We start from the raw sequence: 25,358 nt of genomic DNA, 5'->3' as shown, positions 1-25,358 counted from the left end.
GGCCCGCTGGGCGGCCCGCTGGCGCGGCCCGCTGGCGCGGCCCGCTGGCGCGGCCCGCTCGCGCGGCCCGCTCGCGCGGCCCGCCGATCTTGCGCTTTGTGCCGTAGAAATATCGCTATTGCGGCATTTGCCGCGACACAAAGTGCAAGATCGACAATGTGAGGCGCGCGGTACGGGCACGTTGGCCCTTCCTTGCTTCGGGCACGCGTCGATCATGGAGTCGTGGCGGGGATAATGCACCCTTGTGCCCGGTTCACGAACCACCACACCTCCATGATCGACGTGTGCCCGAGTGATGGGCTTGGTGGGGACCACGCCTCTGGGCGGGTGGGCAGGATGCTCCTGATCGATGCTGACTGGGGGCGAGTCGGGTGGGCTCTGTGAAGACGGGGAGAGTGAGGGCTTGGTGGAGCGGGAACTGAGTGGGCAGGTGGGTAGTCCGGCGGCAGCCGTGGTGCACAGCCTGGCGCAGCGGCACGAGACCCTGGCCACGGTCGAATCGCTCACCGGAGGGCTGCTCGCCGCCTCGATCGTGGATATCGCCGGGGTCAGCGCGATCTACCGGGGCGGGATGGTGGTCTACGCCACCGAGCTCAAGGCTCAGCTGGCCGGCGTACCCGCCGACCTGGTGGCCGAGCGCGGGCCGGTGGACCCGGACGTTGCGGCGGAACTCGCCGAGGGCGGTCGGCGGCGCTGCGGCGCCGACTGGGGAGTGGCCACCACCGGTGTCGCCGGTCCTGAACCGCAGGACGGCAAGCCGGTCGGCCTGGTCTACGTGGCGGTCGCCGGCCCGAACGGCGGTGTCGTCCGACAGCTCGACCTGGACGGCGGGCGGGAGCAGATCCGCACAGCCGCCGTGATCGAGGCGCTGCGGCTGCTCGCCGAACGTATCCACGCCGCCGACGCCGCCGAGGCGGACGCCACAGCCAAGACCTCCGACGCCGCTCAGGTCAGCGCCAAGGCCAGGACCGCCGACGCCGAGACCGCCGACGCCGCCCGGGACGGGGCGGAGACGGCCCGCACCGGGCGGCGGTGAGCTGATCACGACGAACCAGCGGGCGGGGCGGGATGTCGGCCGGGCCCGCACCGGGTACGGTTGCGGGAAGGCTCCGGCGCTCGGGGTCGGCGCGGTTCACCGCGACCGGCTGTTCGACGCCGGGCGAGAGGTATTCCCTCAGGGGGAGGTGCGATGGTCCTGCTACGCCGGGTGATCGGTGACGCACTGCGGGCGCGCCGGCAGGGGCAGCAACGCACCCTGCGCGAGGTGTCCACCGCCGCCAACGTCAGCCTTGGTTACCTCTCCGAGATCGAGCGGGGGCACAAGGAGCCGTCCAGCGAGCTGCTGGCCGCGATCTGCGACGCGCTCGGCGCACGCCTGTCCGAGCTGCTGCGCGAGGTCAGCGATCACGTGGCGCTGGCCGAGCAGATGCCGGGCGTGCTGGTCCCCATGCAGGACGAGCCGGCCGAGGCCGCCCCCGTGGGCGCGGCGTCCGCTGTGCGCAAGAGCACCAACCGGGGCGTCCGCCAGGTCACCTCCGACGGCAAGGTCGCCGTCTCGGTCCGCCACGACTCGCCGCTCAAGGCCACGCTGCGCAGCACCCGGGTTCGCCCCACCGAGCGCGACCGGGACGTGGTCTGCGCCGCCTGAGCCCGACCTTCCCGTTGACCATGGGCGGGCTGGCACGGGCCGCGTAGGGTGGCCGGCAGGAGCTGCCGGTGCTGTCGACCGCCCGGTACGGATGCCCTCGGTGGCGTTCGGCTGGGACGATGGTTACCGGCCGGGTCGCGGTCGGTTCGTCCGACCCGGCCGCGGTGGAGCGACGCTACTGAGGGGATACCGGGGAGATGGCGAACCCGTTCGTCAAGGGCTGGAACTACTTGATGGCGCTCTTCGGTGCCAAGATCGACGAGCACGCCGATCCGAAGGTGCAGATCCAGCAGGCCATCGAGGATGCCCAGCGGCAGCACCAGGCGCTGGTCCAGCAGGCGGCCGCAGTGATCGGCAACCAGCGTCAGCTGGAGATGAAGCTGTCCCGGCAGATGACCGAGGTCGAGCGGTTGCAGGGCAACGCCCGGCAGGCTCTGGTGCTGTCCGACCAGGCCCGGGCCAAGGGTGACGAGGCCGAGGCCGGGCGGTTCGAGCAGTCCGCGCAGACCCTGGCCACTCAGCTGGTCTCCGCCGAGCAGGCCACCGAAGACCTGAAGACCCTGCACGACCAGGCGCTGGGCGCCGCCGCGCAGGCCCGCCGGGCGGTCGAGAACAACTCGATGATCCTCCAGCAGAAGCTCGCCGAGCGCACCAAGCTGCTCAGCCAGTTGGAGCAGGCCAAGATGCAGGAGACGGTGGCCCGCTCGCTGGAGTCGATGTCCTCGCTGACCGCGCCCACCAACACCCCGTCGCTGGACGAGGTCCGGGACCGCATCGAGCGGCGGTACGCCAACGCGATGGGCCGCGCGGAGCTGGCCGGCAACTCGGTCGAGGGCCGGATGCTGGAGATCCAGAAGGCGACCATCGACTCGGCCGGCTCGGCCCGACTGGAGCAGATCCGCTCGAGCATGGCCGGGGAGCAGCTCGGCGGCGCGGCGCAGCGACCGGCGGTGCCGCAGGCCGGTGCCGGTGACCCGGCTGCCGCCGCCCGGCTGGACGAGATCCGGGCCAACCTCGCCCGCGAACGGGGCACCGGCGACCCGACCGCCGCCAGCTGAACGACCGGCCCGAGGAGGTCACGTTGGCAGACGAGCGGACGCGATATTTCCGTCGACTGGGCCGGCTGCGCCGGTCGGCCCGGCGGTGGAGCGTGCTGGCCGGTGGGCTCGGCGGTGCGGCCGCGGTGCTGACCCCGTACGCCGGCCTCGGTCTGCCCGACGCGGCCTGGGCCGGCGCCGCGGGCAGTGCGGTGGCCCTGGCCGCCTGGCGCTGGCTCGACCTGCGCGCACTCGCCGCCCAGCCGGCGCCCCCGGCACTGGACCCGGCCGAGGCCGCGGCACGGTCGCGGGCCCGGCTGGTCGCCGCCGTCGAGCGGCTGCCCGTCGGTCCGGGCGTGCTGGCCGAGGTGCGCCGTGTACGGACCAGGGTCGCGCTGCGCGGCACCAGCGCGGGGCAGCAATGGGCCCGGCTGGACCGAGCCGCGCTCACCCTGGCCGGGATGACCACCCGGCTCACCGGGCTGGCCGAGCCGGCCGTGCTGGAGGCCGCCGTCGCCGACCGTTCGCTGCGGGACCTGGCCAACCGGGTGGCCAGCGTCGAACGCGCGCTGCGGCTGGCCCCGGCCGACGCCCGGCCTCCGCTGGCCGAGGCGCACGGCGTGCTGACCGCCCAACTGGAGGGCGGGGTCGCGGCCTACGAGCGGTTGGTGGTCGCGGCCGCCGGCTACCTGGCTGAGGACGCCCGACCGGAGCCCACCCACCCGGCCGCCGACCGGCTCACCGAGGCGACCGACCTGCTGCACGGGGTGGCGTCCGCGCTGGCGGAGCTGCGGACCGTGGGCACCCCGCTGCGGGCGCCGAGCCCCTGACCCGCCCGCCGCCGAGGCCGTCACGGCGGTGTGGTGACCAGGATCGGGCCGGTGTACGCCGAACTGCCCACCACGTTGAACGACCGGATCCGGTAGTGGTAGGTCGTGCCTCGGGCCAGCCCGGTGTTGGTGAAGGCCCGCGCGGTCACCGTAAAGGTGGCCACCTCCCGGCCGAACGCCGGATCCAGCGCCCGCTGCACGATGAACCCGGCCCCCGGGCCGGTGGGTGTGCTGGCCGTCCAGCCCAGGAGCACGGTCGCGGTGTCCGGGCCCGGCGCTGTGGCGTTGGCGCTCACCCCGCTCGGGGCCAACGGCGCGGGTGGGGTGCTCATCGCCGCCACCGTCGACCAGGCCGAGGTGGCACCGAGGTACGTGGTCCGGACCCGGTAGTAGTACGTGGTGTCCGGTGCGACGGCGACATCCAGGTGGCTGCCGCCGACCCCGATGGCGGTGGTGCCGGGGCCGCTCGTGAAGGTCGGGTTGGTGGCCCGCTGCACGTCGATGCCGGTGGCGAAGGACCGGTTCGTCCAGCGCAGCGCCACCCGCAGCGGCGCGGCCGGCGGGATGGCCGCGACCAGGCCGGCCGGGGCGGCCAGGTGCACCGAGGCGGGGACGCTGTTCGACCAGGACGAGCAGCTCACCGCGTTCTCCGCCCGGATCCGGTAGTGGTAGGTCACCCCCGGGGTGACCGTCGCGTCGGTGTACCGGACGGCGGCGGCCGCGACGGTGAGGGTGGTGACCTCGCCGGTGAAGGTCGCGTCGGTGGCCCGTTGCAGCAGGTGGCTGGTGGCCGGCGGGCGGTCGCCGTTGCCGGTCCAGGTCAGCGCGATCGCCGGCAGCGCCGTGGCCGAGCCGGGCACGGGCGTGGCGGTCAGCCCGGTCGGCGCCTTCGGTGCGACCCGCAGCACCAACGGCCGGTTCATCCCCAGATCGCGGTGCCCGGCGAGTTGGCTGTGCCAGCGGTACTCCCAACCCAGGTTGACCAACTGGTTCACCACCACGGCGGGGCGCCCGTCCGCGGGGCTGGTCGGGGTCGACCCGGTCCGGGATCCGGGCGGGCGACTCGGGTCGAGGAGCCGGACACTGTCGCCCAGTTTGAACGGCAGGGTCGGGGCGACCGGGCGCAGCGCCACCACGACGTCCTCCCGGGGGTTCACCCGGATGATCTCCTTCCAGCCCAGCTCCGTGGCGTGCGCGGGGCGCAGCGTGCCGTCCCAGCCGACCCGGTTGACCAACTGGACGTCGCAGCCGCCGAAGCACAGGGGTTCGGTCTGCCGGACGTTGCCGCTGATCCGCCAGAGCTGGGTGCCGTCGGTCGGCGCACCCACCGGCACCGTCGGATCGGCGGCGAAGAGCACCTCGGTGACCGGGTCGGTCGGGCCGAGGGGCAGGGTCGCCGGGGCGAGCGGCCCGGCGTTGGGGTGCCCGACGCCGAGTCGGCCGGTCAACCGGCCGTGGTCGGGTTCGAAGACCTGCTGGGCCGCCTTGACCGCGATCGGCAGGGTGACCGGGCCGGTGCCACCCGCCGGGGTGAACGTGACCGTGCTGGCGTGCACCGGCACGGTCGTCTCCCGCGTGGTCCGGGTGCCGAACGACGGGTCGTACGCGGGTTGCGGCACGATCGGCGGGCGCTGGCTGGCCGCGTACGCCGGTGGCAGCCGGTCGTGCAGCCGGGCCAGGTCGTACGGCGGCGCGGGCGTGCCGCGGACCCGGAGTTGGAGCAGTGTGCGGGTGTTCGGCCCGTACCCCGGCTCGGTGCGGGGCGGGCCGCCCTCGGCGGTCCGGTCCGGCGCGGCGGTGTGCTGGTCGTAGCGCGGATCGAAGCCGGGCAGCGGGGCCGGGGCGTCGTTGTACAGGATCAGCGTGCTGCCCGGCGGCACGGTGGAGAAGTCGACCAGCACGTCGGCCCGTTCGCCGGGGCCGAGCAGCAGCGTGTGCCCGTCGACGTTCAGCACGGTGGGGTCGAGCCGGTCGTAGCGGTAGCCGATCGGCTGGTTCGGCAGCACCACCGGGGCGGGCAGCAGCCCGGCCTCGTTGCCGATCTGGATGAACGCCGGCCCGGCGGCAGCCGGGTCCGGCACGCCGCCGTCACGCCCGTCGGCCGGCCAGCCCGGCGGCCGGTCCGGGCCTCGCATGGCGGGCACCATCGGCACCTCGCCGGCGTCGGCGTCGGCCAGCGCGCCGTCGCCGGCCCACATCGGGGCGTCCGAGCGGGCCCGGTAGAGCTGGAGGTTGAGGCTGCGGTCCAGGCAGGCGTTGAGGATCCGGAACCGGTACGCGCGAGGCGCCACCTCCAGGTACGGATAGGCGACGCCGTTGACCAGCGGGGTGTCGCCGTACGCCTCGGGCACCGCGCTGGGGTGCGGCACCCCGGGGCTGAGTGGCGGCTCGTCCGGCGCGCTGACCGGGTCGTGGTGCGGGTTGGGCAGTGCCAGCAGGCCGTCGGTGCCGTCCGGGGCCGGGTCGCGTGACCAGGGGCCGTAGTCCCACCGACCGGTCGGGTTACGCCCGCCGGGCCCGTACGGATTCTGTCGGGGCTGGTAGACGTGCGGATGCCACAGGCTGCCGCGAGCGCCCCACCGTTCCCGGTCCCAGGTCGGGTCCTCGGCGGCGAGTTGGGTGTCGTCCGGCACGAACGTCTTGTCCTCGATCACCAGCGGTAGCTGGTCGGCCGGCAGCACCCCGTCCGCGACGAGCTGGTCCTCGGCCGGGTCGGTGAGCAGGTAGAGGGCGAGCTGCCCGCCGTAGACGGTGAGCCGGGCCAGGCCGAGGGTGTTGTCGTGGAACCACAGGAGGCGGCCACTCTGCTCGTTCGGGTAGTAGAGCGTGGTGGCGCCGGCGCCGGGCGACGGCATGTCCGGCACGGGGATGACACCCGCCCCGGTCGGGTACGGCGTGATCTCACCGGCCGGGGTGATCCACTGCCCCGGGTTGCCGGCGCTGGTCCAGCCGGTCCGCGCCCCGGCGAGGTGTAGCACCGCCCGGTTCTGCGGGTACGGCGCCGGTCCGTCCAGCGGCCCGGAACCGGCACCCTCGACCGTGTCGTCGACCGGCAGGAACAACTCGCCGGCCCGCCCGGTGGGGAGCTGGTTGATGAACTTCACCCGGACCGGCCGGCCCCGGCGGGCGAGGATCATCGGGCCGAGGTGCCAGGGCCGCTCCGGGGGCGCCACGGTGTTGTGGCCCGACGAGTCGGTGCCCAGGTTGAGTTGCCGGTAGCCGCGGAGCCGGGTCGCCGGCAGGTCCCGGTGCAGCCGCTGGGCGTACTCCTGCAGACCGATCTCGTAGTAGTCGCAGCCCGGGTAGCTGATCGTGTCCGGTACCGCCACCGGCAGGCGTCCGCCGAGCTCGGCGCCGCCCAGCTGGCCGGGGATGGGCAGCGGGTCGACGAACTTGCGCAGACCGGTGCCGGGCACCAGCCGCCCGTCGGGGTCGCGGGCCGGGCGGGGGCTGTGCGCGAAGTTCGGCACCGAGCCGAAGCAGCGGGGCACCACGGCCGGGTCCAGGCTGGCCGTCGGGGTGGCCTCCTCGGCGGTGCGCGCCGCCGGCACGGACACCGGCTGACCGTTGGCGCGGCTGTCCGGATCGCGGACGGTCCGCTCGAGCCAGGTGGAGCGAAATCTGCGGAACAACGCCATGGCTCTCTCCGCACTCTGCTGACGATCGGTGAGCACTCAACCGCAGCATGCGACTCCGGAGGCCGGTTAGGAATTACCCAATCGTCCGTATCTGGGATGATCTCGGTTCGCTGAGGTGTCGTCAGGCGGGCGGCCGGTCGCCCGGGCGTTCGGGCTGGCAGGTCGGGCACCAGTAGGTGACCCGTTCGCCCAACTCCTGCTTGCGGATCGCGGTGCCGCAGCGGCGGCAGGGCTGGGCGCGGCGGCCGTACACGTAACTGGTCTGCCCCCGGTGCAGTGAGCCGGTGGTGCTCTGCGTCCAGCGGCCCCGGTTGGCGGATAGTAGCCGCTGCGCGAGGGCCACCGTCCCGGCCAGGTCGGGCACCGCACCCACCGGCGTCCACGGCGACACGCCGCGCAGGAAGAGCACCTCGCACTTGTAGAGGTTGCCGACACCGGCCAGGTTGCGCTGGTCCAGCAGCGCCTCGCTGATGGTCTGCTCCGGCTGGGTGGCGAGCCGGCGGACCGCCTCGTCGGCGTCCCAGTCCGGGCCCAGCAGATCCGGGCCGAGGTGGCCGACCAGGCCGGCCTCCTCTGCGGTCGGCACGAGGGTCAGCTCGTGCAGGTGGTAACCGACCGCGACGGCGCCGGGGCTGCGCAGCACCACCCGGATCAGGTGGGCGGGCCGGCCGGCCCAGCGCTCACCCGGGGCGTACGCCCGCCAGGCGCCGTCCATCCGCAGGTGTGAGTGCAGCGTCCAGTGCGCGTCGTCGGGCGCGGCGAAGCGGAGCAGCAGGTGCTTGCCCCGGCTCGCCGACTCGCGGACGGTCCACCCCGCGAGGTCGGTGGTGGCCAGCTGCGGCACCCGGAAGTCACTGCCGGTCAGCCGTGCGCCGGCCAGCGCGCGGTGCAGCACGCGCGCCGTGTTCCAGACGGTGTCGCCTTCGGGCATCCCGCCATTGTCCCCCTTCGAGCGCCATTCGCGTGTGTCGCCATTTGTACCCAGGTTCCGCATGATCTCCCGCTATGCGAGGGTCAGGGATGTTCTGAGGAGAATGCCCATGACGCGACCGCGTTGCCGCACCCGAACCGTCGCCCTCGCCCTCGTCCTCACACTCAGCACCGCAGCCGTGCTCGCCAGCACCCGAGTCCCGACCACCCCCGCCGCCGGACCGCCACTGACCCTGACGGCCGCCGCCCCGAGCGGCGAGCGGTGGAACGCCGACCTCTCGGTCGTCGACCGCGACGACGTCAACGTCCGGCGTACCGCCGGCGGGCTTCGGCTGCGCGACGTCCGTTCGGCCGGGCGCAGCCCCCGCAGCCCGCACAGCGCGGTCGCCGAGGGGATGTTGCTGACCACCCCGCATGCCCTCGACCGACCCGCCACGCGGGTGCGGGCCGAGCTGAGCGCCGCGATCCCCGTGGGCGCGACAGTGGAGGCGCAGGTCCGCGGCTGGCGGGTGAGCGGCTGGAGCGAGTGGCGGTCCGCGACCGCCGGCGCGGTCTTCGACCGACCGGTCAGCCGGGTGCAGACCCGGGTGGTGCTGACCGCGCGCGACCGGGGCGCCACCGCGACGGTACGCGGCGTGCGGCTCACCGCCGACACCCTCGCCGCGGTCGCCGCCGCCACCCCCGGCCTCACCTACCGGGTGTACGCCACCCGGATCGGGCTGGTCGGCGGGGTGACCGCCAACGGGCGCACCGTGCGACCACGGGACCACTTCGCCGCACTACCGTCGCGGCGCGGCCTGTCCCCGCTCAACAGCGGCGACTACACCGTGCGGGTGTGCACCACCAGCGGTGCTCGCTGCGAATACGCTCCGGTCTGGGACGTCGGCCCCTGGAACACCCGCGACGACTACTGGAACCCCGCCGGCGTACGGGAGAACTGGAAGAACCTGCCGCAGGGCCGGCCCGAGGCACAGGCGGCGTACCAGTCCGGCTACAACGGTGGACGGGACCAGTTCGGCAGGACCGTGCTCAACCCGGGCGGCATCGACCTGGCCGACGGAACCTTCTGGGACGGCTTGCGGTTGCGCACCAACGCCTGGGTCGATGTGGCCTACCTGTGGACCGGTGGCGGGCCGCGTGGGGTTATCGGCGACGGGCCGCTCAACATCCGTACCGGGGCCAGCACCGCGTACTCGATCCGTGGCCTCGCCGCCCAGCACGCCAACGTGCCGATCCAGTGCTACGTCGTCGGTCAGTTGGTGACCGGCCCCTACCGCACCACCAGCCGGTGGAACCGCCTGGCCACCGGCCAGTACGTCAGCCACGCCTACGTCTCGGGGGTGTACGGCGGCGCCGCGCCGGCCTGCTGACCCGATCGCCCTGGCGGGCGCCGTCAGGGGCGCTCGTCGGGGCGGGCCCGGCGCACCATGTCCTGGTAGCGCGGGTGGCTGGCGCCGTAGACGGCGTAGTTGAGCCGGGCGTGCGACAGGCTCAGATCGCCGTTGGGGCCGCCCCGGACCGCGTCGGCGTCGGCGTCGGACTGGCCGTCGTCGGTCCAGAAGCAGACCGGGCAGGTCCCACCGCCGGTCCGGGATGCGCAGCAGGGACAACCGACGGGAACCACGTGTTCACCCACCGGAGAAGCATTCCACAGTCGAATATCAGCCGGCGACCCGCAGGAGGTCCCCGATTGCCACTCCGAGCAGGTCCACCGCCCGCCCACCGTTGACCGCCACCGCCACCAGTCCCGCCGAGTCGACGTACACCACCAGGCTGCCGGTTTCGGCGTCGCCGAAGGTCCGGCCGCGCACCGCCGGCCGGGTCGGCGCTGGGGCCGGTGCGCCCACGCGGACCGTGTCCGGCAGCGGGTCGAGCAGGTCCGCCGGGGCGGCCAACTGGACGTTGCCGAAGTGGTCCACGGTCAACACCTGGGCGATGAAGCCCCCAGCGTCCGGCGTCACCACCGGAGGCGGCAACCGGACCAGCCCGGCCGGGTCGACCGGCGGCCCCGCCTCGGTCAGCGGCACGCCGAGCGCCAGGCGCGCGGCCACCGGAGCGAAGATGTCCCGGCCGTGGAACGTGGTGGACACCCGAGCGGCCAGCCACGCCGGGTTGGTCAGCTCCACCGCGGCGGTCACCCCACCGAGCGCGTCCGCGGCGTCCGGCAGCAGCCCGTTGTCCGGGCCGACCAGCAACCCGCCCGGTGTGGCCAGCGCGACACTCCGTCGGGCGGTGCCCACGCCCGGATCGACGACCGCCACGTGCACCCCGACCGGCAGGGACGGCACCGTCTGCGCCAGTACGGCCGCGCCCCGCCGGACGTCGGCCGGTGGCACCAGGTGGGTCACGTCGATGACCCGGGCGGCCGGCGCGATCCGGGCGATCACCCCGTGGCAGGCGGCCACGAAGCCGTCCGCGAGACCGTAGTCGGTGGTCAGCGAGATCCAGGGCGCGACGGACATGCCGGCAGGCTAACCCGCGACGTACCCGTCTCGCGCCATCGGCCGGCGCTGGCGGATATGAGACAGCCGCAGTGGCCGACCGGCCCCTCCCGTCGCCGAATCCTGTTCGGCACACTGCCCTGGTGACACATCGGAGCCTGCCCGCCGTCGGGGTACTCGGGGTCGTCGTCGCGCTCGTCGCCGGCTGTGGCAGTAAGGACGCGGCCCGGCCAGACTCGGCCGCCCCCGCTGTCTCGGCGACCGCCTCCTCACCCGGTACGCCGTCCGCCGCGAGCACCTCCGGCGGCGGTAGCCCTGCGGTAACTCCGGCGCCCGTCCCGCCGTCCGCCGTCCCGCAGGGGCCGATCGAACGTCGGCCCGCGAGCCCGCCGCCGGTGGTGCTGCCGAAGCGACCAGCCGGAGCGCCTGGCGCGAAGCAGGTCGTCGACGCGTTCAAGGCCGCCGGTCTGAAGGTGCCGCACCCGAAGGACCGCTCGGTGGACTGTGGACCGGACGGGCTGGGTCTGGGCTGTTCCGAGCTGATCGCCACCGACGCCGTCACGGTGTACGTGTTTCCCGACGAGACGAGCGCCCGCGACATCGCGGAGACCTGGGGTGGGCAGTCGTACCAGCGCGGCGCGGTGGTGCTCAACTATCTGGAGGCCAGGACGCCGGCCGCCGACCGCCTCCGCTACGAGAAGGTCCTCGCCAACCTCCGGTAGGCACCGAGCCGCCGCGCTGGCGCTCGGGCGGGGCGAGGCCGGGCGCGCTGCGTCAGCCGCGTAGGCGCAGACCGCGCGGGGTGGCTCGGAAGCCGGCGGCGGTCAGCGCGTCGCGCAGCGGTGAGGAGCGCACCGCTTCGCCGTCGGCCCGCTCCACGGACATGGCGCCCAGCGCGCCGGAGTGGACAGCGTCGGCGAGCGCCTTGCCGGCGGCGGCCAGGGTGTCGGTGTCGTCGGTGAAGGAGAGCAGCGTCCGGCCGCCCCGTTCCACGTAGAGCACCAGGTCGCCCGCGACCTGCACCACCAGGGCACCCGCCTTGCGGCCGGCCCGGTGTCCGGTCGCCGGTGCGGCCCCGTCGCCGGAGTCGATCACCCGGTCCGGCCAGGGCAGCGCGGCGCCGTACGGGTTGGCCGGGTCGGTGGCGGCGAGCACCGTGGCTGGCCCGCCCCGGCCTCGGGCCCCGTCGGCCGGCTCGGCCAACGCGCGGAGCCGGTCCACCGCGCCGGGCACCGCGAACTGCGCCGCGCCCAGCCCTTCCACGAAGTAGCCCCGGCGGGCGGCCCCGCGCTCCTCCAGCGCGGACAGCACCGGGTAGACCGCGGAGAAGCCGCCGACCACCTGTTCGGCCATGACCGCGCCGCGGGTGACCACCCCGTGCCGTTCCAGCAGCACGTCGGCGAGGGCCGCGGCGCGTCGGGTCGGGTCGAGATCCCGCTCGGGGAGTCGCGACCAGCGGCCGGCGACGGTCGGCGGGCCGCCCCGGGTGGGCAGCGCCGCCCGCCCCGGCCGTCGGTAGCGGGTACGCGGCGCGGACGGCCGTGAGCGGTGTGCCCCGCCCGCGCCGAGCACCACGCGCAGCGGGGCGAGGGTGTCGTTGGTGAGGTGACCGGCCCAGACCAGGTCCCAGATCACGGCGGTCAGCGCGGCGTCGTCGGTCGAGCCGACCCGGTCGGCCAGGGGCCGGAAGAACAACGCCTGCCCGTCGTCGAGCGCGTCGAGCACCGCGTCGTGCAGCGGGGTCCGGGTCAGTGCCTCGTCGGGTGGCGGGAGCAGCAGCGGGGCGACGTCCGCGTACGCCAGGGTGACCCAGCCGTCGCCACCGGAGATCGCCCCCGACCCGGCCCAGAGGACCTCCCCGCTGGCGCACAGCTCGTCGAGCTGGGCGGGAGAGTAGTCAGCGACGCGGCCGGGCAGCACCAGCCGTTCCAGTGCGGACGCCGGCACCGCCGCGCCCTGCAACTGCTCCACTGTCGCTGCGAGCGCTTCGACCCCTCGAGCGGACGAGCCGACCTGCTGCCAGCGGGGCAGGAACGTGGCCAGCGCCCGAGGTGGCACCGGCTCGATCTCCCGCCGCAGCGCCGCGAGCGACCGTCGGCGCAGCAGGCGCAGCACCTCCGCGTCGCACCACTGGGCGCCGGCGGACTCCGGAGTGAACTCGCCGGAGACCACCCGCCCGGTGGCGGCGAGCCGGCGCAGCGTCTGCTCGACCACGAACACGCCGAGCCCGAACCGGGCCGCGCAGCTCGCCGCGGCGAACGGCCCGTGGGTCCGCGCATAACGGGCCACCAAATCGCCGAGCGGGTCGGCCACCGGGGCGAGGTACGCCTCGGCGACCCCGACTGGCAGGGCCACGCCGAGCGCGTCGCGCAGCCGGGCGGCGTCCTCGATGCCCACCCAGCGCTCCTCGCCGGCGATCCGGACCCGCAGCACACGGCGGGAGGCCTCCAGCTCGGTCAGCCAGGTCTCGGGTGCGCCCCGCTCGGCCAGCTCGGCGGCGCTCAGGTCACCGAGCACGCGGAGCAGCTCGACGACGTCCTCGGCGTCACGGGGGCGGCGCTGCTCGGTGAGCCAGCGGAGCTGCCGGTCGGTTTCGGCGAGCACCGTCGGATCGAGCAGCTCGCGCAGGTCGACCCGGCCGAGCAGCTCGCCGAGCAGCGCCGAATCCAGGGCGAGGGCGGCGGCGCGTCGCTCGGCCAGTGGGGCGTCGCCCTCGTAGAGGAACGCCCCGACGTAGCCGAAGAGCAGCGACCGGGCGAACGGGGACGGCTGAGTGGTCTCCACCTCGACCAGCCGGACCTTGCGGGCGGCCAGGTCGCGCATCAGCCCGGCCAGCGCCGGCTGGTCGAAGACGTCCTGGAGGCACTCCCGGGCGGCCTCCAGGGTGACCGGGAAGTCCGCGTACTCGCGGGCCACGTCGAGCAGTTGCGCGGCGCGTTGCCGTTGCTGCCAGAGTGGCTGGCGGCGGCGCGGGTCGCGGCGCGGCAGCAGCAGTGACCGGGCCGCGCACTCCCGAAAACGGGCGGCGAAGAGGGCGGAGGTGCCGACCGACTCCTCCACCAGCTGGGTGATCTCGTCGGGCTCGAAGACCACCACGTCGGCGCCGGGTGGCTCGTCGGCGGTGTCCGGCAGCCGCACCACGATGCCGTCGTCGGAGGGCATCACCTGCGCGTCCACCCCGTACCGCTCGGCCAGTCGGCGACCCACCGCGAGCGCCCAGGGCCCGTTGACCCGCGCGCCGAGGACGCTGTGCACGGCCAGTCGCCAGTCACCCAGCTCGTCGCGGAACCGCTCGACCACGATCGTGCGATCGTCGGGCAGCGAGCGGGTGGCCTCCCGCTGCTCGCGCAGATAGGCCATCAGGTTGCTGGCGGCCCACTCGTCCAACCCGCCGGCGCGCAGCGCGGCCAGCGCGGCCTCGTCGCTCTGCCGCAGCAGGGTGCGCACCCGGGCGCCGATGGCCCGGCCCAGCTCGACGGGCCGGCCCAGCTGGTCGCCCTTCCAGAACGGCATTCGGGCCGCCTGCCCGGGGGCCGGCGAGACCAGCACCCGGTCGGGGGTGATCTCCTCGATCCGCCAGGAGGAGGAGCCGAGCAGGAAGACGTCGCCGACCCGGGACTCGTAGACCATCTCCTCGTCCAGCTCGCCGACCCGGGCGGCCCGCTCGGCCCCGGCCAGGAAGACCCCGAACAGGCCCCGGTCGGGAATCGTGCCGCCGCTGGTCACCGCGAGCCGCTGCGCGCCGGGGCGGCCGGTGAGCAGGTCGGTGGCCCGGTCCCAGACGAGGCGGGGGCGCAGCTCGGCGAACGCGGTGGACGGGTAGCGGCCGGAGAGCATGTCGAGCACGGCGTGCAGCGCCGAGTCGGGCAGCTCGGCGAAGGGCGCCGCCCGGCGGACCAGCACGGCCAGGTCACCGAGCGGCCACGGCTCGAGCGCCACCATCGCGACGATCTGCTGGGCCAGCACGTCCAGGGGGTTGCGCGGGTAGTGCAGCTCCTCGATCGCGCCGTCGGTCATCCGTTCGGCGACCACCGCGCAGGAGAGCAGGTCGCCACGGTGCTTGGGGAAGACCACCCCACGGGAGACCGCGCCCACCTGGTGCCCGGCCCGGCCCACCCGCTGCAGCCCGGCGGCCACGCTGGGCGGCGCCTCGATCTGCACCACGAGGTCGACCGCGCCCATGTCGATGCCCAGCTCCAGGCTGGAGGTGGCCACCACCGCCGGCAGTTGGCCGGACTTGAGCGCCTCTTCGATATGTTTGCGCTCCTCGCGCGAGACACTGCCGTGGTGAGCCCGGGCGATCACCGGGACCGCGCCGGCGGCGGCACCGGACTGGGCCATCACCTCCGCGGGTGGCCGATTGCGGATCGGCCCGGCGGGGCCACCCCACCGCTGCACGTCGTGTGCCGGGTCGTCGTCGCCGGCCGGGTCGTCGCCCGACGACCGCCCCTCCGGTACGCCGACCGCGCGGCCGTCGGACGGCGCCTCCGCCTGCACGGTGGCCACCGCCTCGGCGGCCAGCTCGTTGAGCCGCGCGCAGAGCCGTTCGGCGCTGCGCCGGGAGTTGGTGAACACGATCGTCGACCGGTGTGACCCGATCAGCCCGAAGACCCGCTCCTCGACCGCCGGCCAGATCGACGCGCGGCGCGGCCCGGGACCGCCGAGGTCGTCCTCCGGTGGCTGCTCCTGCTCGTCGAGGCGGGTCATGTCCTCGACCGGCACCTGGACGCTGACCTCGATGGTCTTCGGAGTGGCCGGCTGCACGACGTCGACCGGCCGGGCACCACCGAGGAACCGGGCGCAGGCGTCGATCGGCCGGACGGTGGCGGACAGGCCGATGCGCTGCGCGGGGGCGGGCAGCAACTGGTCGAGGCGTTCCAGGGAGAGGGCGAGGTGCGCGCCGCGCTTGCTGCCGGCCACCGCGTGCACCTCGTCGACGATCACCGTCTCGACGCCGCGTAGCGAATCCCGGGCCGCCGAGGTGAGCAGCAGGAACAGCGACTCGGGAGTGGTGATGAGGATGTCCGGTGGAGTGCGGGCGAAGGCCCGTCGCTCGTCGGCCGGGGTGTCGCCGGTGCGCATGCCGACGGTGATGTCGGGCGGGGCGACGCCGAGCCGGGTCGCCGCCTGCCGGATGCCGGCCAGCGGGGTGCGCAGGTTGCGCTCCACGTCGACGGCGAGCGCCTTGAGCGGGCTGACGTAGAGCACGCGGCACCGCTGCCGGGCCTCGGCCGGGGCGGGCTCACGGGCGAGCCGGTCGAGCGACCAGAGGAAGGCCGCGAGTGTCTTGCCGGAGCCGGTGGGTGCCACGACGAGGGCGTTGCGGCCGGCGGCGACCGAGCGCCAGGCACCGGCCTGGGCGGCGGTGGGCGCGGCGAAGGCGGCGTCGAACCAGGCGCGGGTTGCCGGGCTGAACCCGGCGAGCACCGCGCCCGTATCCCCATCGTCTGCGCCGCTCATCGGTTCATCGTGCCCCGCCGGTATGACAACCACGAGCGGTCGGCGCCGAAATGTGGCCAACTGTGAGTCATAAGCACAAGATGCGTGCTTAACGCGTTAAGTGCCACGTAACTGCTTGCTTCTGGTGAGCAACATAAAGTAACTTCACTCACAACGCAAACCGGGGTGGAGGGGTCGGATGGCCGGCGAGCAGCGCAGCGTCGAACCCGGCACCGACGTGCTGATTCGCAAGGTCGACAGCCACCTCGCCCTGCTCCGCGGCGGGCTGCACGGTCCCGAGTTGGCGCTCGCCGAGCTGCTCGCCCGCTGCCTGCGTGAGCTGGTGGTCTCCACCGCCCAGGCCAGCGCCGCCGACCGCGGCCTGGTCCGCGTCGCCGTCCACTACTTCGTGTTACGTCGAGAGAGCCGCGGCCGCCTGCTCTCGGTGCGGTCGTTGGCCGCCGCGGAGCGGGTCGTCGACAAGGTGGCACGCCAGCTCGGCCGGGTCGACCTGCTGGCCGACCTGCACCACGAACGCGTCGCCCACGACGAGGCGCGGCCCGTCGGCGACGCGCTGCTGCGCTGACCGCTGCCGCGAACCGCACAGGCCCACCCGTAATCGGCCAATTCCGGCAAAACCGCCCGAGGGGCGATGAACTGGCGTCTGATCGGCGCTAGGCGCCACCGCTGCACGGGCGTCGGCCACCTCGATCGGGAGCGCGGGTGCTGGTACTGCTCATCCTCCACCTCGCGGCGGCCCTCGCCGCGCCGCTGCTCGTCCGGTGGTGGGGCCCGCGTGCGTGCTACCCGCTGGCGCTGGCGCCGGCCGCCGCGTTCGCCTGGGCGGTGGCCCGTACGCCGGCCGTCGAGCACGGCGCAGCGGTGGTCGAGACGTACCCGTGGATCCGGCAGTTGGGCCTCGACGTCGCACTGCGGCTCACCACCCTGTCCTGGCTGATGACCCTGCTGATCGGCGGCGTCGGCGCATTGGTGCTGATCTACAGCGCCCGGTACTTCGCCGCCGGCTCGGCCGGGCTCGCGCGGTTCGCCGCGATCCTGGTCGCCTTCGCGGGCGCGATGCTCCTCCTGGTCTTCGCCGACGACCTGCTGCTGCTCTACGTCGGCTGGGAGCTGACCACGATCTTCTCGTACCTGCTGATCGGGCACAGCACCGAACGGCGGTCCAGCCGGTGGGCGGCGGCGCAGGCGTTGACCGTCACCACGCTGGGCGGGCTGGCCATGCTGGTCGGGTTCATCCTGCTGGGCGAGCATGCCGACACCTACCGCTGGTCGGAGATCGCCGCCCGACCGTTGCCCGGTGGCGGGTACCTGATCACCGCGGTGGTGCTGATCCTGGCGGGCGCGCTGTCCAAGTCGGCGGTGCTGCCGTTCAACTCCTGGCTGCCGGTGGCGATGGCGGCACCCACCCCGGTCAGCGCGTACCTGCACGCCGCCGCCATGGTCAAGGCCGGTGTCTACCTGGTCGGTCTGCTCGCGCCGGTGCTCGCCACCGTCGGCCCGTGGCGGCCGGTGGTGCAGATCGCCGGCCTGGTCACCATGCTGCTCGGCGGCTGGGCGGCGCTGCGGCAGACCGACCTCAAGCTGCTGCTGGCGTACGGGACGGTCAGTCAACTCGGCCTGCTGGTCACGGTGACCGGGGCCGGCACCCCGGACGCCGCCCTGGCCGGCACCGCCATGCTGCTGGCGCACGCGCTGTTCAAGGCGGCGCTGTTCCTGGTCGTCGGCATCATCGACCATGGCACGGGCACCCGTGACCTGCGTGAACTGTCCGGGCTGCGGCACTGGTCCCGGCCACTGTTCGGCGTCGCGGTGCTGGCGGCGGCGTCGATGGCCGGCGTACCGCCGCTGATCGGCTTCGTGGCCAAGGAGGCGGTGTTCGCGGCCTTCACCGACCGGCCGGTGATCCTCGCCGGGCTGGTCGTCGGGACGGTGCTCACCGTCGCGTACAGCGCCCGCCTCCTCTGGGGCGCGTTCGCCGACCGGCCGGGCGTGGCGCCGGTCGAGCCGCACCGGATCGCCGGGTCGCTGCTGGTCCCGCCGGCCGTGTTGGCCGGCGTCGGGCTGCTCGCCGGTCCGGCCGCCGGCGGGCTGGACGGCCTGCTGCGCCCGTACGCCAATCTGTTCGGTGCGGTCGACGGGCACCTGGCGCTCTGGCCCGGACCGACCCCGGCGCTCGGCCTGTCCGGCCTGGTGCTCGCCGGCGGTGGCCTGCTCTTCGCCCTGCGCGGACCGCTCGCCCCGGCGCTGGCCCGCCTCCGCTCACCGATCGGGGGCAACCAGGGCTACGAGTGGATCGTGGGCCGGTTCGACCGGCTCGCCATTGAGGTCACCAGCGCGACCCAGCGCGGCTCCCTGCCGCAGTACCTGGGCGCCATCCTGCTCGCCCTGGTGCTGCTGCCCGGCGGGGCGCTGCTCGCCGCCAGCCCCTGGCGGGCCCGGATCCCGCTCTGGGACAGCCTCCTGCAACCGGTGGTCGTGCTGGTGATCACCGCCGCCGCGTTGCTGGCGGTCCGTGCCCGCCGCCGGCTCACCGCGATGCTGCTGGTGGGGATGACCGGCTACGGCACGGCCCTGCTGTTCGTCCTGTACGGCGCGCCCGACCTCGCGCTCACCCAGTTCCTGGTGGAGACCGCGACCATCGCGGTCTTCGTGCTGGTGCTGCGCCGGCTGCCGGTGCGGTTCTCGGCCCGCCCGCTACGGCGCAGCCGTTGGGCCCGCCGGGCGATCGGGGTGGCGGTGGGCGTGGTGACCGCCGGGCTTGCCCTCACCGCGGCCGGCGCCCGCCGGGCACCGGACATCGCCGCGGCCTTTCCGGACCTGGCGGTGGCCCAGGGGTACGGCCGCAACGTCGTCAACGTGACCCTCGTCGACATCCGGGCCTGGGACACGATGGGCGAGCTGGCGGTGCTCGTGGTGGCCGCGACCGGGGTGGCCAGCCTGATCTTCGAGCGGTCCCGGACCGGGCCTCGGCCCCGCCGGCTGGAGCCAACCAGCCGGGCGAACCGAGCGGGGCAGCCGGTGTGGCTGCGCGGCGGGCCCACCCTGCACGATGAGCGCCGCTCGATCGTGTTGGAGGTGGTCATCCGGCTGATCTTCCACACCGTGGTGCTGTTCTCCCTGTTCCTGCTCTTCTCCGGGCACAACGCGCCGGGTGGCGGCTTCGCCGGCGGGCTGGTGGCGGGCCTCGCCCTGGTGGGCCGCTACCTGGCCGGCGGCCGGTACGAGCTGGCCGAGGCGGCCCCGGTCGGCGCGGGCGCGGTCCTGGGCGCGGGGCTGGCGGTGGCGGCGGGGAGTGGCGTGGTGGCGCTCCTGGTCGGGGGATCGGTGCTGGAGAGCGCCCGGGTCGACCTGTCCCTACCGCTGATCGGCGACATCCACCTGGTCACCTCCCTCTTCTTCGACGTCGGCGTGTACCTGGTCGTGATCGGGCTGGTGCTGGACATCCTGCGCAGTCTCGGGGCCGAGGTGGATCGGCACATCGAGGCGACCGGGACGACCACCGGTGGGCTCGCCGTCGACAAGCGGGACGGATCATGACGGCCAGCGGCGCCGGTCCCACGCTGGTGCTGGTGCTTGCCGTGGGGGTGCTGGTCGCCTGCGGGGTGATCCTGCTGCTGGAGCGCAGCCTCACCCGGATCCTGCTCGGCGTGATCCTCACCGGCAACGGGGTGAACCTGTTGATCCTGCTGGGCGGCCGGTCCGGTCGGGCGCCGATCGTCGGCACCGGCCCGGTGGACGGGATGAGCGACCCGCTGCCGCAGGCCATGGTGCTGACCGCCATCGTGATCACCTTTGGGCTGACCGCGTTCCTGCTCGCCGTGGCGTACCGCAGCTGGTATCTCACGGGCGACGACGAGGTGCCCGACGACCTGGAGGACCGGCAGATCATCCGCCGGGCGGAGCGCAACGAGGTGGCCACCGTCGACCGTGGCGGCGAGGGCCCGGGCGACGACCCGGAGCAGGTCGACCCCGAGCCCGCCCGCCGCCGCCTGCGGCGCGGGGACGAGGCGTGATGGGCGGGTTGCTGCCGTTGCCGGTGGTGGTGCCGCTGCTCGGCGCGGCGCTGACGCTGCTGCTGGCCACCCGGCCCCGGCTGCAACGCACGGTCAGTGTGCTCTGCCTGACCGGCACCCTCACCGTCGCGGTGCTGCTGCTGGTGCAGGCGTACCGGCACGGGCCGGTGGTGATGGCGATCGGCGGGTGGCCGGCACCGGTCGGCATCGTCCTGGTCGCCGACCAGCTCGCCGCGCTGATGCTGGTGGTCTCCTCGGCGGTCACCCTCTGCGTGTTGCTGTACTCGATCGGTCAGGGTCGCAGCGAGATCGGCGAGTCCACGCCGGTGACGATCTTCCACCCGACGTACCTGGTGCTCACCGCCGGCGTCACGACCGCGTTCCTCGCCGGTGACCTGTTCAACCTCTTCGTCGGCTTCGAGATCCTGCTGGCGGCCAGCTTCGTGCTGATCACCCTGGGCGGCACCGAGACCCGGATCCGGACCGGGGCGACGTACGTGGTGGTCAGCATCCTCTCCTCGATGATCTTCCTGACCGCGGTGGGTCTCGTGTACGCGGCCACCGGCACGCTCAACCTCGCCCAGCTCGCCCAACGCCTCGACGACCTGCCCGACGGGGTGCGGTTGACCCTGCAACTGATGCTGCTGCTCGCCTTCGCGATCAAGGCGGCGGTCTTTCCGCTGTCGGCCTGGCTGCCGGACAGCTACCCCACCGCGCCGGCCCCGGTCACCGCCGTCTTCGCCGGACTGCTCACCAAGGTCGGTGTGTACGCGATCATCCGCACCGAGACCCTGCTCTTTCCGGGCACCCAGGTCGACGGGCTGCTCATGGTGGTCGCCGGCCTGACCATGGTGGTCGGCATCCTCGGTGCGGTGGCCCAGTCGGACCTGAAGCGGCTCTTCTCGTTCACCCTGGTCAGCCACATCGGCTACATGATCTTCGGGGTGGCGCTGAGCACCGTGGCCGGGCTCTCCGGCGCGATCTTCTACGTGGTCCACCACATCACCATCCAGACCACGCTGTTCCTGGTCGCGGGGCTGGTCGAGGAGCGGGCCGGCAGCACCGACCTGCGCCGCCTCGGCGGGCTGGCCCGGGTCGCGCCGCTGCTCGGCGTGCTGTTCTTCGTACCGGCGATGAACCTCGCCGGAGTGCCGCCGTTCAGCGGCTTCCTCGGCAAGCTCGGCCTGCTCCAGGCCGGGGTGGCGGCCGGCGGGCCGCTCCCCGGGGCGCTGGTCGCGGCCGGCACGTTGACCAGCCTGCTCACTCTCTACGTGGCCTCCCGGGTCTGGAACCTCGCCTTCTGGCGGGCGCCCCGGCTGGCCACCGCCGAGCCCGTCGTCCGGCTGCCCGCCCTGATGGTCGGCGCGACCGTCGCCCTGGTCGCGCTCGGGCTGGCGCTGACCGTGCTGGCCGGTCCGCTCTTCGACGTCACCGCCGACGCGGCCGCCGACCTGCGCCTGCGCACTCCGTACGTGCGCGCCGTGCTGCCGGGCGGCGCACCGTGACCGGCCGACGCGGGCCCGCTCTCGAGGCCGAGTCCGACCCGCCCGCGCCCCGCGGCGGCCGGATCGGGCGACGACGGGACCAGGCGCTGGCCCTCGGCTGGCTGGTGGTGGTCTGGAACCTGCTCTGGGGCGAGGTCAACTGGGCCAACCTGGCCAGCGGGGTCCTGGTGGGTGCCGCGGTGCTGCTGTTCTTCCCGCTGCCGGCGGTCACCTTCGGCGGCCGGCTGCGCCCCTGGGCGCTCCTGGTGTTCGCGCTGCGGTTCGGCGTCGAGCTGGTCAGCGCGAGCCTGCACGTCGCCCGGATCGCCGTGCAGCCCGGCTACCGGCCACGTGGGGCGATCATCGCGGTGCGGCTGCGGGTGCCCAGCGACCTGAACCTCGCGCTCACCGCCGAGGCGGTCTCGCTGGTGCCCGGCACGCTGATCATCGAGCTGGACCGGGACTTCGGGACGGTCTACCTGCACGTGCTGGACACCCACGGGCCGGCGGACCTGACCCGGGCCCGGGAGCACACCCTCGTCGTCGAGCGGCGCATCGTCCGGGCGACGGGCTCGGCCGCCGAGTTGCGCCGCGTGCAGACCGATCCTGTCGAGAAGGGAACCCGCCCGTGACCACGTTCCTGGCCGTCGTCCTCACCGTGTTGCTCACGGCGACCGCGCTGCTCGCGCTGGCCCGGCTCTACCGGGGCCCGTCGCTGCTGGACCGCGTGATCGCGGCGGACATGCTGCTCGCCACCATGGTCGGCGCGGTGGGCGCCGAGGCGGCGATCAACCGGCACGCCACCACGCTGCCCGTGCTGGTGGTGCTCTCCCTGCTCGGCTTCGTCGGCACGGTGTCGCTGGCCCGCTTCGCCGTCCGGGACCAGCCATGATCGGGACGATCGCCGACTGGCTCGGCGCGGGCTGCCTGGTGGGCGGCGCGCTGCTCGGCCTGGCTGCCGCGATCGGCGTCCTGCGTTTTCCGGACACCTTGTCCCGGATGCACGCGGCCACCAAGCCGCAGGTGCTCGGGGCGCTCCTGCTGCTGCTCGGCCTCGCGCTGCGGCTGCGGTCCCCGGCCGACCTCGGCATGATCCTCCTGGTGGCGGTCTTCCAGCTGACCACCGCGCCGGTCGCGGCGCAGATGGTCGGGCGTGCGGCGTACCGGTCCGACCGGCTGGCCCGGGACCTGCTCGACGCCGACGAGCTGGCCGACCGCTGATCGGGCGACGGGCCGGGCCGCGCCTCTGGCCGACGGTGAACCGGACGATCGGCACCTTCGGCCCACCCTCAGCGGAGTCCCAGCCGGGGCCGATAAAATGGCCTCATGATCGACTCTTCTGCCCAGGAGGGCAGCAGTAGCCAGCCGGGTCGTGCCCGGCATCTTCCCGTCCCGACGACCCCGGGAGCCCTGAGCGACCCGTGTTGATCGTCGTTGGTCTCCTTCTGATCATCGTGCTCACCGCCGCCACCGGCTACTTCGTGGCGCAGGAGTTCGGCTACGTTGCCGTGGACCGGGGCAAACTCCGCCAGCTCGCCGACGATGGCGACGCCGCGGCGAAGCGGGCCCTGACCGTCACCAGCCGGCTCTCCTTCATGCTCTCCGGCGCGCAACTCGGTATCACCGTGACCGCGCTGCTGGTCGGGTACGTCGCCGAGCCGTACCTCGGTGGCGGCCTGGCCGACCTGCTCGGCGTGGCCGGCGTCAGCGAGACGGTCAGCCTGCCGCTGTCGGTGGGGCTCGCCCTGATCATCGCCACCGTGGTGCAGATGGTCCTCGGTGAGCTGGCCCCGAAGAACCTCGCCATCGCCCGGGCCGAGCCGCTGGCCCGGGCGCTGAGCCGGTCCACCCTCATGTACCTGACGGTCGCCGGGCCGGTGATCCGGCTCTTCGACCGGGCGTCGGTGCGGCTGCTGCGCCGGATGGGCATCGAACCGATCGAGGAACTGCCCAGCGGCGCCACCCCGGCGGACCTCGAACAGATCATCGCCGAGTCCCGCGAGGAGGGCAGCCTGGACGTCGAGATGTCCACGCTGCTCGACCGGGGGCTGGATTTCCGGGAGCTGAGCGCCGGCGAGGCGATGGTGCCCCGGGTGGACGTGCACACCGTACGGGCGCACGAGCCGGTGAGCCGGGTGGTCGAGCTGCTGGACACCGGCCACTCCCGGTTCCCGGTGCGCGGCACGGAGGGCGTCGACGACCTGATCGGCATCGTCGGCATCGCCGACGTCCTCGGCGTACCGCCGGGGGAGCGGGCCACCACTCCGGTCAGCGCGGTGGCCGGTCCGCCGTTGCTGGTGCCGGAGACGTTGCCCCTGCCCACGGTCCTCGACCGCCTGCGCTCCGGGCACCGGCAGATGGCCTGCGTGGTCGACGAGTACGGCGGCTTCGCCGGCGTGATCACCTTGGAGGACATCGCCGAGGAGCTGGTCGGCCCGATCCGCGACGAGGACGACCCGCCGGAGCGGGCGCCCGCCCGGCAGGACGACGGCTCGTGGGTGGTGCCGGCCCGCTGGCGGATCGACGAGGTCGCCGACAGCACCGGCATCGCGCTGCCCGAAGCCCCGGAGTACGACACCCTCTCCGGGCTGGTCATGCGGGAGCTGGGCCGGGTGCCGGAGGTCGGCGACCGGCTGGAGATCAGCCTGCTGCCCGAGGGCGCCGACGCCGAGGACGGCGACGCGGAGCCCCGGGCGCTGGTCGAGGTGCTGGCCGTGGACCGGCACGTGGCCGACTCGGTCCGGCTGGAGCTCACCGAGGGGCGGGTCTCATGAGCCCCGGTGTGGCGCTGTTCAGCTCGGTGATCCTGCTGGCGCTGAACGGCTTCTTCGTGGCCGCCGAGTTCGCCCTGGTGGCGAGCAAGCGGTACCGCCTGGAGCAGGCCGCGGCCAGTGGCGGCCGGTCCGCGCAGGCCGCGCTGGACGGCGTCCGTGAGCTGGGGCTGATGCTGGCCGGCGCGCAGCTCGGCATCACGCTGTGCACGCTGGGTCTGGGCGCGTTGGCCGAGCCGGCGATCGAGCACCTGCTCAGCCCGCTGCTGCACGCGGTGGGCCTGCCGGACACGGCCAGCCACGTGATCGCCCTGGTCTTCGCTCTCGGGTTGGTCACCTTCCTGCACCTGGTGGTGGGGGAGATGGCGCCGAAGTCGTGGGCGATCACCGACGCGGAGCGCTCGGCGACGCTGCTGGCGCTGCCGTTCCGCGCCTTCGCCCGGGTGGCCCGGCCGGTGTTGTCCGCGCTGAACGCGCTGGCGAACGCGATCCTGCGGCTCGTCGGCGTCAACCAGCAGGACCAGTTGGCCCAGGTGCACGGCCCGGACGAGTTGCGCATCCTGCTGGAGCAGTCCCGTGAGCACGGGCTGCTCGGCGCCGAACAGCACCAGTTGCTCACCAGCATGCTGGAGTTGCAGGGCACGTCGGTGGCGCAGGTGATGGAGCCGTTCGCCACCATGGTCACCGTGCGCCGGGACGACCCGGCCGAGCGGATCGAGCAGGTCAGCCGGGACAGCGGTCGGTCCCGTCTGGCCGTGCTGGACGCGGCGGGTGACGTCTGCGGCCTGGTGCACGTCCGGGAGGCGGTACGGGTGGTGACCGCCGGTCGGGCGGCCACCGCCGGGGAGCTGATGTCGTCGGCGTTCACCCTGCCCGCGACGTCCTCGGTCACCGAGGCGGTGGCCGCGATGCGGGCCCGGCAGTCTCAACTCGCGCTGGTGCGCAACGGCGGCGGCCCGGCCCGGCCGATCGGTTTCGTGGCTCTGGAGGACCTGCTGGAGGAGGTCATCGGCGAGTTCGATGACGAGACCGACCCGGTGCCGCGTGGTCGACGTCTGCGGTGACGCCCGCCCGCGCGGGCGGGGAGTGAGCTGACCCCGACCGGG

The 25,358-nt window shown here is 74.0% G+C and carries 19 protein-coding genes and 1 pseudogene; 15 read left to right on the top strand and 5 right to left on the bottom strand.

The features are described from left to right. Positions 1–403: 403 nt before the first annotated feature. From V6V47_RS27790 to pspM, 4 genes and pseudogenes are all read left to right on the top strand, one after another. Positions 404–925, top strand: a pseudogene (locus tag V6V47_RS27790) (CinA family protein); the annotation flags it as partial. 264 nt (positions 926–1,189) lie between these two features. Further along, positions 1,190–1,648: a helix-turn-helix domain-containing protein gene (locus tag V6V47_RS27785; protein WP_334631334.1), complete on the top strand. Its 459-nt coding sequence runs from the start codon at positions 1,190–1,192 to the stop codon at positions 1,646–1,648. 197 nt (positions 1,649–1,845) lie between these two features. Beyond that, the gene (locus V6V47_RS27780) at positions 1,846–2,706 is read left to right on the top strand and encodes a PspA/IM30 family protein (protein WP_334631333.1); all 861 of its coding nucleotides are present in this window, start codon (positions 1,846–1,848) and stop codon (positions 2,704–2,706) included. 23 nt (positions 2,707–2,729) lie between these two features. Then, positions 2,730–3,515 carry a phage shock envelope stress response protein PspM gene (pspM, locus tag V6V47_RS27775; protein WP_334631332.1) on the top strand — a complete coding sequence of 262 codons (786 nt, stop codon included), beginning with the start codon at positions 2,730–2,732 and terminating at the stop codon, positions 3,513–3,515. 20 nt (positions 3,516–3,535) lie between these two features. On the opposite strand, the gene V6V47_RS27770 is transcribed toward pspM, so the two are convergent. Both V6V47_RS27770 and V6V47_RS27765 read right to left on the bottom strand, forming a co-directional pair. Next, complete coding sequence (locus V6V47_RS27770; RefSeq protein WP_334631331.1) at positions 3,536–7,153, bottom strand: hypothetical protein; 3,618 nt, start codon at positions 7,151–7,153, stop codon at positions 3,536–3,538. 121 nt (positions 7,154–7,274) lie between these two features. Further along, complete coding sequence (locus tag V6V47_RS27765; RefSeq protein ID WP_334631330.1) at positions 7,275–8,084, bottom strand: DNA-formamidopyrimidine glycosylase family protein; 810 nt, start codon at positions 8,082–8,084, stop codon at positions 7,275–7,277. Between the two features lie 109 nt (positions 8,085–8,193). Here V6V47_RS27765 and V6V47_RS27760 point away from each other — a divergent pair, with 109 nt between their 5' ends. Continuing rightward, on the top strand, positions 8,194–9,453 hold the full coding sequence (locus V6V47_RS27760; RefSeq protein ID WP_334631329.1) for a hypothetical protein: 1,260 nt from the start codon (positions 8,194–8,196) through the stop codon (positions 9,451–9,453). Positions 9,454–9,476: 23 nt separating this feature from the next. On the opposite strand, the gene V6V47_RS27755 is transcribed toward V6V47_RS27760, so the two are convergent. Both V6V47_RS27755 and V6V47_RS27750 read right to left on the bottom strand, forming a co-directional pair. Next, positions 9,477–9,719 carry a CPCC family cysteine-rich protein gene (locus tag V6V47_RS27755; RefSeq protein WP_334631328.1) on the bottom strand — a complete coding sequence of 81 codons (243 nt, stop codon included), beginning with the start codon at positions 9,717–9,719 and terminating at the stop codon, positions 9,477–9,479. A gap of 25 nt (positions 9,720–9,744) precedes the next feature. Beyond that, positions 9,745–10,545, bottom strand: coding sequence for an SAM hydrolase/SAM-dependent halogenase family protein (locus V6V47_RS27750; protein ID WP_334631327.1), 801 nt, complete (start codon positions 10,543–10,545; stop codon positions 9,745–9,747). A gap of 122 nt (positions 10,546–10,667) precedes the next feature. Between V6V47_RS27750 and V6V47_RS27745 the strand changes: the two genes are divergently transcribed. Beyond that, positions 10,668–11,246: a hypothetical protein gene (locus V6V47_RS27745; RefSeq protein ID WP_334631326.1), complete on the top strand. Its 579-nt coding sequence runs from the start codon at positions 10,668–10,670 to the stop codon at positions 11,244–11,246. A 52-nt stretch (positions 11,247–11,298) separates the two neighbouring features. On the opposite strand, the gene V6V47_RS27740 is transcribed toward V6V47_RS27745, so the two are convergent. Further along, positions 11,299–15,984: an Lhr family helicase gene (locus tag V6V47_RS27740; protein WP_334631325.1), complete on the bottom strand. Its 4,686-nt coding sequence runs from the start codon at positions 15,982–15,984 to the stop codon at positions 11,299–11,301. A gap of 178 nt (positions 15,985–16,162) precedes the next feature. On the opposite strand from V6V47_RS27740, the gene V6V47_RS27735 reads away from it, so the two are divergent. From V6V47_RS27735 to V6V47_RS27695, 9 genes are all read left to right on the top strand, one after another. After that, the gene (locus tag V6V47_RS27735) at positions 16,163–16,549 is read left to right on the top strand and encodes a hypothetical protein (protein ID WP_334631324.1); all 387 of its coding nucleotides are present in this window, start codon (positions 16,163–16,165) and stop codon (positions 16,547–16,549) included. A 137-nt stretch (positions 16,550–16,686) separates the two neighbouring features. Then, positions 16,687–19,521: a Na+/H+ antiporter subunit A gene (locus tag V6V47_RS27730; protein WP_334631323.1), complete on the top strand. Its 2,835-nt coding sequence runs from the start codon at positions 16,687–16,689 to the stop codon at positions 19,519–19,521. Then, positions 19,518–19,997 carry a Na(+)/H(+) antiporter subunit C gene (locus tag V6V47_RS27725; protein WP_334631322.1) on the top strand — a complete coding sequence of 160 codons (480 nt, stop codon included), beginning with the start codon at positions 19,518–19,520 and terminating at the stop codon, positions 19,995–19,997. Before V6V47_RS27730 ends, V6V47_RS27725 begins: the two co-directional genes overlap by 4 nt. Beyond that, positions 19,997–21,502, top strand: a complete 1,506-nt coding sequence (locus V6V47_RS27720) for a Na+/H+ antiporter subunit D (protein ID WP_334631321.1) — start codon at positions 19,997–19,999, stop codon at positions 21,500–21,502. The genes V6V47_RS27725 and V6V47_RS27720 overlap by 1 nt, the downstream gene beginning before the upstream one ends. Continuing rightward, positions 21,499–22,113: a Na+/H+ antiporter subunit E gene (locus tag V6V47_RS27715; RefSeq protein ID WP_334631320.1), complete on the top strand. Its 615-nt coding sequence runs from the start codon at positions 21,499–21,501 to the stop codon at positions 22,111–22,113. Before V6V47_RS27720 ends, V6V47_RS27715 begins: the two co-directional genes overlap by 4 nt. Further along, on the top strand, positions 22,110–22,373 hold the full coding sequence (locus V6V47_RS27710; protein WP_334631319.1) for a monovalent cation/H+ antiporter complex subunit F: 264 nt from the start codon (positions 22,110–22,112) through the stop codon (positions 22,371–22,373). Before V6V47_RS27715 ends, V6V47_RS27710 begins: the two co-directional genes overlap by 4 nt. Then, positions 22,370–22,702: a monovalent cation/H(+) antiporter subunit G gene (gene mnhG, locus V6V47_RS27705; RefSeq protein ID WP_334631318.1), complete on the top strand. Its 333-nt coding sequence runs from the start codon at positions 22,370–22,372 to the stop codon at positions 22,700–22,702. The genes V6V47_RS27710 and mnhG overlap by 4 nt, the downstream gene beginning before the upstream one ends. Before the next feature lie 200 nt (positions 22,703–22,902). After that, on the top strand, positions 22,903–24,255 hold the full coding sequence (locus tag V6V47_RS27700) for a hemolysin family protein (protein ID WP_334631317.1): 1,353 nt from the start codon (positions 22,903–22,905) through the stop codon (positions 24,253–24,255). After that, positions 24,252–25,316, top strand: coding sequence for a hemolysin family protein (locus V6V47_RS27695; protein ID WP_334631316.1), 1,065 nt, complete (start codon positions 24,252–24,254; stop codon positions 25,314–25,316). Before V6V47_RS27700 ends, V6V47_RS27695 begins: the two co-directional genes overlap by 4 nt. The last annotated feature ends 42 nt before the right edge of the window (positions 25,317–25,358 follow it).

Origin of the sequence: Micromonospora sp. CPCC 205539 (assembly GCF_036906815.1) — a bacterium.
Lineage (GTDB): Bacteria > Actinomycetota > Actinomycetes > Mycobacteriales > Micromonosporaceae > Micromonospora.
The sequence above is the reverse complement of the archived record's forward strand: the minus strand, read 5'-3'. Positions and strand labels throughout refer to the sequence as shown.